Origin of the sequence: Pseudogracilibacillus amylolyticus (SeqCode) (assembly GCF_051918545.1) — a bacterium.
In the GTDB taxonomy this organism is placed as follows: Bacteria; Bacillota; Bacilli; order Bacillales; family Amphibacillaceae; genus Pseudogracilibacillus.
This window is the reverse complement of record NZ_JBPPZG010000063.1, coordinates 5,756-17,568: the sequence shown is the minus strand read 5'-3', so window position 1 is coordinate 17,568 and position 11,813 is coordinate 5,756. Positions and strand designations below refer to the sequence as shown.

The following is an 11,813-nucleotide window of genomic DNA, read 5'->3' as shown; positions in this document are numbered from 1 at the left end:
GAAAAATTTTTCTGGTAGAGACGCACATTTAGCAAAAAGGTAGGACGTATGGGGGCTGAAACATAACTAACAATACACTAGTCTAGCTTAGGAAAAATAAGTAAATCCTGTAGGCTAGAGGCGGTCACGTCCTGACTGTAACTACGCATTCGTTCCTCGTAAAGTTTTGTGGATACGCCGACCCTAGTCGTCCTTGTCTTCAGCGATACTAGTAAGTTCTGTACATTGGAGGGGCATCGACCACCTAAGAATGTTTAATGTATATTTCCGAAGTGGGTTAGCACTTACTATAGTTCGTATTTTTTCTCGAGAAAAAATACAATTGTTTCAGTCCCTTAAATTCGTCCCATGACGTTATTAAATCTGTAATGACGAAAACGAGTTGCCTTTTTATCACATTAAAACAGCAATTTATTTAGTGCTCGTTTCGTATAGACTTGGCACAAATGGTGGCGATATTCTTCGGAAGCGAATAGATCACTGCCCATTTCTTGTCCTTCTGTTGCCTTTTTAGCTGCTTCTTGAATAAGATCTTCTGTGGGCTTGTTACCTATCAATGTGCGCTCTACTTCTTCAGCACGAAAAGCAATGTCACCAACACCGGTAATACCAACACGAGCGTACGTAATCATCCCATCTTCCATTTGACCGATAGCCGCTGCAACACCAACAACTGCATAACCAGTTGCAGGATGAGCGTATTTCACGTAAGTACTTTTTGCTTCTTTCGGTGGAATAGCAAATGAGACTGTTGTTAAGATGCTGTTTTCAGGAATCGCCGTGATGAGTGGTCCAAGAAAAAAGTCTTCGGCCGTGAATGTTTCTGTTCCTTCTGTACTTTGTATATCAATATTGGCATCAAATGCTACCGCTAGAGCAGGAAGATCGGAAGCTGGATCAGCATGAGCAATATTGCCCCCAACTGTACCACGGTTTCGAACTTGAATGTCTCCGATGCTCGCTGCTGCTTCTGCAAGTGCAGGAAGCGTTTCTTTCACAGTTGGATCCTTAGAAATTTCAGCATGGGTGGTTAATGCACCAATTTCCAAGTGATCACCCTTTTGCTGGATACCTTTTAATTCGGGAATGCGGCTGATATCGATTAACTTTTCCAATGTCGTCAAACGAATTTTCATAAGAGGTAGTATACTGTGCCCACCGGCAAGGACTGTTGCCTCGCCACCGCTCTCCTTCAGCAGACGAAGTGCTTCATCGACCGAGACAGCTCTTTCATATGCGAAAGTATTAGCAATCATTCCGTCTTCCTCCCATTCTGCAATACGCTCCATATTTTTTCCGGTGTAAGTGGCATATCGAGTTCTTTCACACCAAAAGGTTCTAGTGCGTCAATAACTGCGTTAACGACTGCAGGTGTAGCCGCAATTGTACCGGTTTCTCCAATCCCTTTTACCCCAAGTTGGTTAACCGGAGAAGGAGTTTCCGTAAATGCTGCTTCAAAATTCGGGAAAAATCTTGCTTTTGGCATCGTATAATCCATAAATGTACCAGAAAGCAATTGTCCTTGTTCGTTGTATACGGCACCTTCCCATAGAGCCTGCCCCACACCTTGCACAATGCCACCATGAACCTGACCTTCAGCTACCATTGGGTTAATGACTGGACCTGGATCGTCTACTGCAATGTAACGCTTGATTTCAATTTCGCCAGTTTCCGCATCAATTTTAACGATACAGGCATGAGCTCCAAATGGATAGACAAAATTGTCTGGATCGTAAAACGCCTGTTCTTCCAGTGCTGGTTCAATTCCATCTGGTAAATCCCATGCAACATAAGCCTGTAACGTAACGTCAGCGAAAGAAACAGCTGAGTCAGGAACACCTTTTACCTGGAACGATCCATCCATGAAATCGATATCTTCTTCAGAAGCTTCGAGCATGTGAGCGGCGATTTTTTTTGCTTTATTCAGCACCCGATCTGCAGCGATTGCTATGGCGGCTCCACCGACTGGTGTTGTACGAGAACCGTACGTACCCCAACCCATTGGGATTCGATTCGTATCACTATGAATCACCTCAATGTCCTCTTGTGGAATTCCAAATTTTTGTGAGACGATCTGCGCAAATGTAGTTTCTTCCCCTTGACCGTGTGGAGAAGTACCGGTGAAAACGGACACCTTTCCCGTAGGATGAACTCGAATAGTCGCACTTTCCCACAAACCGCCTTGGAAACCAACTGCTCCCGCTACTTTTGAAGGGCCAAGACCACAAATTTCTACATAGGTCGAAAAACCGACACCTATATATTTGCCTTGCTTTCTTGCTTCTTCCTGTTCCGATCGGAATTTTTCATAATCCAGCATCTCAAGTGCTTTGTCAAGGGAACGTTCATAATCCCCGCTGTCGTATTGTAAGCCAAGAGCATTATCATATGGAAATTCATCTTTTCCAATTAAGTTGTGGCGGCGAATTTCCAATGGATCCATGCCGATTTCATTTGCATATAAATCAACCATTCGTTCAATGAGATATGTCGCTTCTGGACGACCAGCTCCGCGATACGCATCTGTAGGAGTCGTATTCGTAAACACACCGTAAGTTTCCACTTGTGCATGCTTAATTCTGTATGGACCAGGTGTAATCAACCCGAACAAAATTGTTTCAACGCCGGGTCCTGCTGTAGATAAATATGCTCCCATATTAGCAATATTTTTGATTCTAAGTGCTTCGAATGTGCCATCACGTTTCCCGGCAAGTTCAACATCCAAAATAACATCACGACCGTGTGTTGTAGACAAAAAATGTTCGCTGCGATCTTCTGCCCATTTGACTGGACGGTTTAATTCACGGGCAGCGAAACCAACAAGTGCTTCATCGGGGTAAACTGCAATCTTACAACCGAATCCGCCACCAACATCAACGGAAATGATTTGTAGCTTGGATTCTGGTATACCGAGCACACCAGAAAGAATAAAACGATGAATATGAGGATTTTGCGATGTACACCAGATCGTCATATCACCACTCGCTGAATTATAATCGGCAACAGATGCACGCATTTCCATCGGATTTGGAATAAGTCGTTGTTGACGGAACCGTTGTTTAATGACGACTTCGGATTGGTCGAAAACTTCTTCTGCTACACTACCTGCTTTCCAATGATATGCAAGATTGTTCTCGACACCGTCATGTAGTAATGTCGCATTGTCCGCCATTGCTTTTTCTTGGTCAACGTTTACCGGCAATGTTTCATATTCAACATCGATTAAATCGAGTGCATCCCTTGCAGCATAGCGACTTTCTGCGACAACCATTGCCACTGCATCCCCGACATAGCGCACTTTATCTATTGCGAGGGCTGGATGGTCTGGTGTTTGCATATTCGAGTCAGGTGGCAACCATGCTGTTGGAATCGGTTCCATTTTTCCTTGCAGGTCTTTACCGGTATAGATAGCAACTACACCGTCTGCTTGTTCCGCATTCACGGTGTTTATCGACTTAATTTTTGCGTGGGCATGTGGACTTCTAAGCATTGCTGCATAAAGCATACCTTGCAACTGAATATCATCAGTAAATTTGCCCTTACCTGTAATAAGCCTTGGATCTTCCCGCCTTTTTAGCGGTGTTCCAAAAATATTTGCCATTACTTAACTCTCCTCCTTTAGATCACTAACCATCACCGATAGTTTCTCTGCTTCTGATGAAGTCATCTTGTCTGAGGCATATTGAATTGCACGAACAATGTTTTCATACCCTGTACACCTACAAATAACACCTTCTAACCCATTGCGGATTTCCGCTTCAGTAGGTTGTGGGTTATTTTTTAATAAATCAACAGCAGCGATCATTACGCCTGGAGTACAAAAGCCGCATTGTAACCCATGTTTTTCCCAAAACCCTTCTTGTACCGGATGTAAATCGTTCATTTCACCAAGACCTTCTACAGTTGTCACTTCAGCACCATCCGCCTGAACTGCCAGTACAGTACATGACTTCACCGCTTCTCCATTGAGAAGCACCGTACAAGCACCACATTGACTCGTGTCACAACCGATATGCGTGCCCGTCAAATTGAACGTATCGCGCAAAGCATGCACTAGTAACATCCTTGGTTCAATCTCCGCTTTCTTTTGCATGCCGTTTACTGTTATCGTCACTTCCACAGTCGGGTTTGACAATACCGACACCTCCTAAGAATATTAACATCCAATTGCCTTTCGCCTGAAAAACTATTTTAAGCGGACTGTTTCATTTCATCAGCAACCGCTTTAAAAAATCTTCCTAAAATTAATTTAGCAACGCTGCCCATTACCCGTTGGCCAACTCTAGCTAATACTCCTGTCACATGCACATCGGCTACACAAGTTAGGGTCGTTCCATCCTCGGTTTCATTAAGGGTAATTAAAGCATCGGCATCAATTTCTCCTGGTTTTCCTTTTCCTTTAAGTAAGAGACGGTAAGATTCAGGCTCCTGTTGTTCGGATAAGCGAACCTTACCTTCGAAACTGCCTTTTACCGGGCCGATATCAAGACCGAGTTCAGCTCGGTACAAATTATCTTCTATTTGCTCAAATTCGCGGCAGCCGGGTAATGTTTTCCTAAGTACATCTTCATCTTGTAAATACGACCAAATCGTTTCCCTTTTCGCTTGAAAATTGTGTGTGTAATTAATTTGCAAACTAACGAACACCTCCTAACTGTCCTCATTTTTATCCTGTAAATGAAAGGTGGAATTTTTTTGGCAGGTAAGAAAGTATAAAACTTTCTTTCTGCATAACTGCAACTAAGGCTTTCGCCAAGCTTGGCGATAAGCCAAGTTTTCTAACGTATTTCCTACCCTCATTCACATGTCTACTTTGCTGCTCATCCACGGTGTGGGGGTTGGACTTTATAAATATATATGCAATTATTGTGCCAATATTCGAACCAGCACAACAACACATTCCGTACAAGCAACATTATTCGAAATGTTCCAAATTTTTGTATCATGGTACACTTGACTGAAACGATAATGGAACATATAATCAATGATAAGAATATTCAGAAAGGTGCGGGTAGGATGGAGAAGGACAAGTTATTACGTGTCTCATGGCATCGAAGTAGTTCCTATGGTGTCGATCCAGCATATGTTGAAGATACTGTGTTGTCAGACAAGCAGCTTAAGGAAAGAAAAGAACGGCTATCTTCCTTATTCACAGCGTGTACTCAAGTCTTAAGCGATTTGTATTTTCAGTTACGAAAATCTTTATTTATGGTACTTGTGTCTGATGTCGATGGATATATCGTGTTTTCTAAAGGAGATCCACCGTTTGTAACTCGTGCAAAAAAAGTTTGGTTACAATCAGGGGCTAACTGGAGTGAAAGGGTGAAAGGAACAAATGCAATTGGAACTGCATTGTTTGAAAATAAACCAATTCATATTATCGGCAGAGAACACTTCTCTCATAGTAATCATTTTTTAACATGTTATGCTGCACCTTTATACGACGCGAGAGGTAAGTTGCTCGGCGTTCTTGATGTGAGCGGTGATGCGCACCTTCACCATCCACGCACATTCGGAATGGTCATGGCAGCTGCAGAAGTATGCCAGACTCGATTGTTGCTCCAAAACCCGGGTCGTGAACTAATCTTACATATAAGAAAATCAGAGATGATTGTTAATCCATATGAAGGTGCTTTTATTGCTGTTAATGAAGATGGGTTTGTCACAAGAATGAATCAAAGTGCAGCCCGTATTTTCGAGGAATCGGAAGGAAAATGCATCGGTCAACATCTCAGTTCTTGGTTTATAAAAGAGCACGTAAATAAAATTCTATCTGGTAAACAATATGATGTTTTTAAGGTCAAAATGAAACAAAACGAAACGTTATGGACAGTTGAAGCTATCAAAGATAATCGGAAGCGTACATATCGTTCAGTGCTTACATTACCAACCAACCCTCAATTAAGTAAACAGGCTTCATTTGCGGATAAAAAGTCGATATGGCATTGTCCAAAGGCGTATAAAACATTGCAACTTGCCCGAAATATTGCACCTACTAATGCCTCCGTATATATTCGCGGGGAAACTGGAACTGGTAAGGAAGTAATCGCCCGTGAAATTCATTTTGCTAGCCGTAGAACAGGACCGCTTGTTACTGTAAATTGTGGTGCCATACCTGAATCATTAATAGAATCTGAACTATTTGGTTATGAAAAAGGCGCATTTACTGGTGCCAACAAACAAGGTCAGCGTGGAAAATTTCGCGATGCTGATAAAGGAACATTGTTCTTAGATGAAATTGGCGAGATGTCTTTCAGTTCCCAAGTGGTACTTCTGCGAGTGCTAGAGGAAAAACGGATAACTCCAATTGGTTCACATCGTTCCATCCCGATTGATGTGCGGATAATTGCTGCTACCAACCGTAACTTAGTGAAGGACATTAACAACAACCAATTCCGTGCAGATCTTTATTACCGCTTGTGTGAAATCGAATTAACACTGTTACCACTTCGAGAACGAGAAGATTTACTTGACTTGTCACATCATTTTTTAAAAGAAATTGCTAGCGAAGTAAACGTGAATCAATTTATTTTAAGCGATACCGTACAAAAACAAATGAAGGCTTATCATTGGCCAGGAAACATTCGCGAACTACGCCATACATTACGCCAAGCCGCATACCAGGCTTACTTTCAACAAAACACGACTGTGATTCGCAGTGAACATATGCGTTTTCTTACAGGAATAGCCCAACAAACCACAACTCTCCACGACGAGGAAGCGACTATCGAGCAAGCCATCTTACAAGCTAATGGTAATTTATCCAAAGCTGCAAAAAGTATTGGTATAGGTCGCACAACTTTATACCGCAAATTAAATAACTATCCTAGATTGAAAAAAATACGTCAAGAATTTAACCAAAAATAAAACGAATGCTTACAGAACAACTTTTCTAATCGTATTCTACTCTTTAAATAAACAATTTCTTTAAAGATCCCTATTCAAAAATTAGATAGAATGTTATGTTAGTCGGGAAGCAAATTTCAAAATTCCTATCTTCCTGATGTATTGTCGGATAATCTAACAAATAGCATTAGTTGAGTAGTCGTTTACAATAGAATAGTTCTAAGGCTGCTTCTTTCAAAAATGATTTAATTATTAGAAAATAAGATTTTCCTATTAATCGGGAAAACGAATAATCAATCAATAGCGAAAAGTCTCGTATCAATGTCGAGGAGGGAAATGATGAGTAATAATAATCCAATCAAATTCATTGAGGGAGAAAGAGTTTATTTACGACCGGTAGAGAAAGATGATTTAGATGTAATGTTTACAGCATTTTGGGATGAAGAAGCAAGACGACTCACAGGTACTCAAGCAGTGTTCAGTCGTGCAAGAATGCACAATTGGTTTGAAGCTGTATCAAACGACAACAGCAGGATAGATTTACTTATATGCTTGCAGGAAAACAATGAACCTATTGGGGATATAGCGATGATGGAGATCGACCATCACAATCAAAATGCGATTGTTCGAATTTCAATTTTTGAAAAAGAGAATTGGGGAAAAGGGTACGGCACTGAAGCGATGTCAATGTTTTTGGACTACGGTTTCAACATCTTAAATTTACATAGAGTTGAATTGGAAGTTTTCGCTTTTAATCCAAGGGCAAAAAAATCATATGAAAAACTTGGGTTTAAGCAAGAAGGAATCATTAGGGATAAGTTATTTTATGACGGAAAATTTCATAATGCAATTTTGATGGGAGTATTAAGAGAAGAGTTTAATAGGATAACTTAGATTCTAAAAAATTGGAGGTGAATAAAAGTTAGTGTAATATATTCATAACGTAAGATTTTTCCTTTCTTACTATGCGAAAAACTCCACCTAATATACACTATTAAATTTATAGTTTTCTCATACCACCGTTTTATCAGAAAATTTTCCGTAAAGTACTACTATTACGAATAGAAGGAGGGCGAAAAACTTGGAAATTAGAAAAGCTGTATTAACTGATGCCAAAGGGATTGCTATCGTCCAGGTAGACAGTTGGAGAACAACGTATAAAGGAATTGTACCCGATGATTATTTGCAAAGCATGTCATATAAAGATCGTGAGAAAATTTGGCGTGATGCGATGTCGCAAACAACGATATATGTTGCAGAAGATAAGCATGGAAAAATTGTCGGCTTTTCTATAGGTGGAGAAGAAAGAAGTGGGAATTATCCAGATTACAAAGGGGAAGTTTATGCGATTTATATTTTAAAAGATTATCAGGGTAAGGGAATTGGAAAACAATTGATGAAGCCAGTTGTGAATGATTTACTAGAACAAAATATTAACTCTATGATAGTCTTGGTACTTGAGAAAAATCTATCTAAGGTTTTTTATGAAGCATTAGGCGCAACAAAAATAGATTCGATTGAAATAGAAATTGGCGGCAGGAAATTAACAGAGCTCGTTTATGGCTGGGAAAATATTCGAGAGATCATATAAGCCTAAGTGAATATGATTTATTGCCTGTAGAGAAATTAAGAGAGATGCTTGCTTATTGTTTAGTAGATTTATTTTATATTTATGAGAATTCAAATGGGGAGATTCCGTTTCTTCCAACGAAGGAAGAATTAGAAGTGGCAGGTAAAATAAATAAAATGAAAGATAATCAGCTTGAACTTGAGCTCTTCCCAGATGATCCCGAATCTTTTTATTCGCTTGCAGAAATGTATATGGGAGCCCAAAGTAAAAGACTACCAAAAGGACTAAGAACATTAGAAGTTTTAAAACCGATAAATAAAAAGAAGAAAAAGCGGAAGAGAAAACGTTAATAAAATGAAAGTAGATTTCTGCGTGTTTAAGGAGGCGTATGTTGATGAAGAAAAAACGGGCAATTTTAGCAGAGGATTTAACGAAATTAGAAGTGTATAGTGATCCACAAGTTTCTTTTGATGGCAAGGGCTATGCATTTGTATCAACGATAGTAAATGATGAAAAAAACTATGAATCTCAAATATATTTTCAAGAATTCGATACGAAACAAATTAAACAATGGACGTTCAGTAAAGGTAAGAACAGTCATCCTCGTTTTTCACCGGATGGTAAAAGTATTGTTTTTCAGTCAGATCGAAGTGGTACATCGCAAATTTGGTTGCTTTCATTAAATGGTGGAGAGGCAAAACAGATCACGACGTTTAAAAATGGTGCAATAAATCCCGAATGGTCTAAAGATGGTAAGTTCATTTTATTTACAGCACATTTGGAAAAAAACGACGACATACATAATCAGAAAGAGCTAACTAAAGAAGAACTCCAAAAAGAGCAGGAAGAAAAAAACAAACAGCCTCGTATTATTAACCGCTTAAAATACAAAGCAGATGCAAGTGGTTTTTTGGATGATAAAAAAAGCCAAATTATTTTATACGATGTTGCTGCAGAATCCTTTACCCAACTTACTACTGCTGACACGGATCATGCTTATCAAGATATTTCACCAGATGGTAACACTATTTTGTTTGCTGCAAATTTAAATGAGGAAGCAGATTATGAGTTAACAAATGATCTTTTTACGTTAAATATTTCAACGAAAGAAATTACGAAGTTAACGAATGGAAAAGGTGCTTATGATAGTGCAAGTTTTTCCCCAAGTGGTAATAAGATTGTCTGTTTCGGTCATGAATTTGACTTTGCCGGAGCCACTTTAACCGAAATTTATCTGTTTGACGTAAAAACAGGAGAGCGAAGAGTCCTAAGTGAAAAATGGGACTTTGAATTAGGAGACTCAATGATCGGAGATACGAGACTTGGTGAGTCAGAAGAAGGTCCTGTTTGGTCTAAAGATGAGAAGCAGATTTATTTTATTGGGACAGATCATGGGGCATCAGGCCTATTTACTGTGAATTTGCAAGGAGAATTGGCGACTGTATATAAAAAAGATAATCATGTTTTCGGTTTCTCTTCTATTGAAGAAGGTTTTATTTTAGGAATCAGTTCTCCAATAAAACCATGTGATTTTTTTCATCTAGTCGTAAATGATGAACTTTCAAAATTAACGAATGCCAATGCTGAATTTTTGTCGGAAGTAGAATTAATTGCATCTGAAGAAGTAAAGTTTACAGCAGAGGACGGTTGGGAAGTTCAAGGCTGGCTTCTTCGTCCATATGGATTTGAAGAAGGGAAAAAATACCCTCTTGTGTTGGAAATTCATGGTGGACCTCACATGATGTATGGGCAAACATTTTTCCATGAAATGCAACTTCTGGCCGCAAAGGGCTATGTAGTACTTTATACAAACCCTAGGGGAAGTCATGGATATGGTCAAAAATTTGTTGATGCTTGCCGTCATGATTACGGCGGGAAAGATTATACCGATTTGATGAGCGCCGTTGATTATGTTTTAGAAACATACAGTTTTATAGATGAAATCCGTTTAGGGGTAACTGGAGGAAGTTACGGTGGGTTTATGACGAACTGGATTGTAGGTCATACGAATCGGTTTAAAGCTGCTGTTACCCAGCGTTCGATCAGTAATTGGTTGAGTTTTTATGGAGTTAGTGATATTGGCTACTTTTTCAATAAATGGGAACATGGACTTGATCTACTCGATGATCCCAAAAAACTATGGGAAATTTCTCCATTAAAATACGCGGATAACGTGGAAACACCGCTTCTTATTTTACATGGAGAACTCGATTTTCGTTGTCCGATTGAGCAAGCGGAACAGCTGTATGTAACCTTAAAACATTTGAAAAAGGAAGTGGAATTCGTTCGCTTTCCTGGTTCGAATCATGAATTAAGTCGAAGTGGCGATCCGGAATTGCGAATTGAACGACTGAACCATATTTGCCGTTGGTTTGAGAAGTATTTACTATAAAATAGGTGGTCGATAAAATATGCAAAATAATGATGAGCATTTCATATGTAAAAAATGTGGACATACAAAAAGCAAGACGGGAAAAATTGGGAATTCAGGATACGATAAAGTGAAAAAAGCAGATAACGCTTTCTTTTCACTCGGTACAGGAATGTTTATCTCATGCTGTGCATCTTGCGGGGATGTTCATTCACTGACAATTGAAGATCCGAACAAATTATAATTGAAGGCAGCTTCCAATATGATAATGCCGAGGTTGAAATTGTTCATACAAAGAACAAAAATAAATATGGTTGACTTACAGATTTTTCGAACGGGAAAACCCATTGCCTTAGAAGTGGGAGTCTCAAAACCAGATTAATATCTAATTAACACCTCCAGGGATGCATGTATCTGAATCTATTGACGCAAACTAATAAAAACGCGTCAAATGGAGGGATAATTATGGAAAAGGAGAACCGAAAACATACTGTTGCTGGAACAGACATTGAAGCAATCAGAGAACAGGCGAGAAGATCAGGTCTTTCCTATAATGAAGCGATTGAATGGATTGCAAAAACAACAGGTGGTCGCGATACACATATTTATAGCGATACAGATGTAGAGGCAGTAAAAAAACAAAATGAACAATCAGAAAATGCGAAACGACAGTAAAATATTTGCGAAAGAATCACCAAACGGCTGAAAAATGTATGGTGATTCTTTTTTAATATAAAACATATAAAGGGAAACTTCAATTAGATGTATGATACAGTTATTATAAGGTTTTTATATTGTGAGGTGGATTGAATGAATAATTGGTATTATATTTTATATGCAATAATTTTAGCAATAGTTTCTATAGTAACAGGTGAAATAGTGACATTCATTATGCTTGGTTTAATTTTAGTCAGTCTGCAGAACATACATAGAACATTAAAAGATATATTAAGCGTTCATGAAGAAAAAAATAATTTAACTAAGGAATAGTGAAATTCAGGAAAGGAAGTCATAATCATGAGATTA

General features: G+C 39.0%; 12 protein-coding genes. 8 read left to right on the top strand and 4 right to left on the bottom strand.

Features of this window, described 5'->3' with window-relative positions:
* Window positions 1–398: 398 nt before the first annotated feature.
* Genes ACPYKA_RS09080 through ACPYKA_RS09065 form a run of 4 tightly spaced genes read right to left on the bottom strand, consistent with a single transcriptional unit; the run spans window position 399 to window position 4,635 of the window.
* Complete coding sequence (locus ACPYKA_RS09080; RefSeq protein ID WP_479541990.1) at window positions 399–1,256, bottom strand: FAD binding domain-containing protein; 858 nt, start codon at window positions 1,254–1,256, stop codon at window positions 399–401.
* A complete protein-coding gene (locus ACPYKA_RS09075; RefSeq protein ID WP_479541989.1) occupies window positions 1,253–3,601 on the bottom strand; it encodes a xanthine dehydrogenase family protein molybdopterin-binding subunit in 2,349 nt (782 codons plus the stop codon). Before ACPYKA_RS09075 ends, ACPYKA_RS09080 begins: the two co-directional genes overlap by 4 nt.
* Window positions 3,602–3,604: 3 nt before the next feature.
* Window positions 3,605–4,135 carry a (2Fe-2S)-binding protein gene (locus tag ACPYKA_RS09070; protein WP_479541988.1) on the bottom strand — a complete coding sequence of 177 codons (531 nt, stop codon included), beginning with the start codon at window positions 4,133–4,135 and terminating at the stop codon, window positions 3,605–3,607.
* Window positions 4,136–4,191: 56 nt separating this feature from the next.
* Window positions 4,192–4,635: a CoxG family protein gene (locus ACPYKA_RS09065; RefSeq protein ID WP_479541987.1), complete on the bottom strand. Its 444-nt coding sequence runs from the start codon at window positions 4,633–4,635 to the stop codon at window positions 4,192–4,194.
* A gap of 381 nt (window positions 4,636–5,016) precedes the next feature.
* Between ACPYKA_RS09065 and ACPYKA_RS09060 the strand changes: the two genes are divergently transcribed.
* From ACPYKA_RS09060 to ACPYKA_RS09025, 8 genes are all read left to right on the top strand, one after another.
* Window positions 5,017–6,867, top strand: a complete 1,851-nt coding sequence (locus tag ACPYKA_RS09060; RefSeq protein ID WP_479541986.1) for a sigma-54-dependent Fis family transcriptional regulator — start codon at window positions 5,017–5,019, stop codon at window positions 6,865–6,867.
* Between the two features lie 318 nt (window positions 6,868–7,185).
* Complete coding sequence (locus ACPYKA_RS09055; RefSeq protein WP_479541985.1) at window positions 7,186–7,740, top strand: GNAT family N-acetyltransferase; 555 nt, start codon at window positions 7,186–7,188, stop codon at window positions 7,738–7,740.
* Between the two features lie 187 nt (window positions 7,741–7,927).
* Entirely contained in the window at window positions 7,928–8,437 is a 510-nt protein-coding gene (locus tag ACPYKA_RS09050) for an N-acetyltransferase family protein (RefSeq protein WP_479541984.1), read from the top strand.
* A gap of 20 nt (window positions 8,438–8,457) precedes the next feature.
* The gene (locus tag ACPYKA_RS09045; protein WP_479541983.1) at window positions 8,458–8,766 is read left to right on the top strand and encodes a hypothetical protein; all 309 of its coding nucleotides are present in this window, start codon (window positions 8,458–8,460) and stop codon (window positions 8,764–8,766) included.
* 44 nt (window positions 8,767–8,810) lie between these two features.
* Window positions 8,811–10,808, top strand: a complete 1,998-nt coding sequence (locus ACPYKA_RS09040; RefSeq protein WP_479541982.1) for a S9 family peptidase — start codon at window positions 8,811–8,813, stop codon at window positions 10,806–10,808.
* A 19-nt stretch (window positions 10,809–10,827) separates the two neighbouring features.
* Window positions 10,828–11,031: a hypothetical protein gene (locus tag ACPYKA_RS09035; protein ID WP_479541981.1), complete on the top strand. Its 204-nt coding sequence runs from the start codon at window positions 10,828–10,830 to the stop codon at window positions 11,029–11,031.
* A gap of 221 nt (window positions 11,032–11,252) precedes the next feature.
* Window positions 11,253–11,462: a hypothetical protein gene (locus tag ACPYKA_RS09030; RefSeq protein WP_479541980.1), complete on the top strand. Its 210-nt coding sequence runs from the start codon at window positions 11,253–11,255 to the stop codon at window positions 11,460–11,462.
* Between the two features lie 135 nt (window positions 11,463–11,597).
* Window positions 11,598–11,777: a hypothetical protein gene (locus tag ACPYKA_RS09025; RefSeq protein ID WP_479541979.1), complete on the top strand. Its 180-nt coding sequence runs from the start codon at window positions 11,598–11,600 to the stop codon at window positions 11,775–11,777.
* Window positions 11,778–11,813: the final 36 nt, after the last annotated feature.

Bases quoted from the DNA above. Each gene is read 5' to 3' on its own strand.
- ACPYKA_RS09080 (WP_479541990.1), bottom strand. From the start codon at position 1,256: ATGATTGCTAATACTTTCGCATATGAAAGAGCTGTCTCGGTCGATGAA.
- ACPYKA_RS09075 (WP_479541989.1), bottom strand. From the start codon at position 3,601: ATGGCAAATATTTTTGGAACACCGCTAAAAAGGCGGGAAGATCCAAGG.
- ACPYKA_RS09060 (WP_479541986.1), top strand. From the start codon at position 5,017: ATGGAGAAGGACAAGTTATTACGTGTCTCATGGCATCGAAGTAGTTCC.
- ACPYKA_RS09055 (WP_479541985.1), top strand. From the start codon at position 7,186: ATGAGTAATAATAATCCAATCAAATTCATTGAGGGAGAAAGAGTTTAT.
- ACPYKA_RS09040 (WP_479541982.1), top strand. From the start codon at position 8,811: ATGAAGAAAAAACGGGCAATTTTAGCAGAGGATTTAACGAAATTAGAA.
- ACPYKA_RS09035 (WP_479541981.1), top strand. From the start codon at position 10,828: ATGCAAAATAATGATGAGCATTTCATATGTAAAAAATGTGGACATACA.
- ACPYKA_RS09030 (WP_479541980.1), top strand. From the start codon at position 11,253: ATGGAAAAGGAGAACCGAAAACATACTGTTGCTGGAACAGACATTGAA.
- ACPYKA_RS09025 (WP_479541979.1), top strand. From the start codon at position 11,598: ATGAATAATTGGTATTATATTTTATATGCAATAATTTTAGCAATAGTT.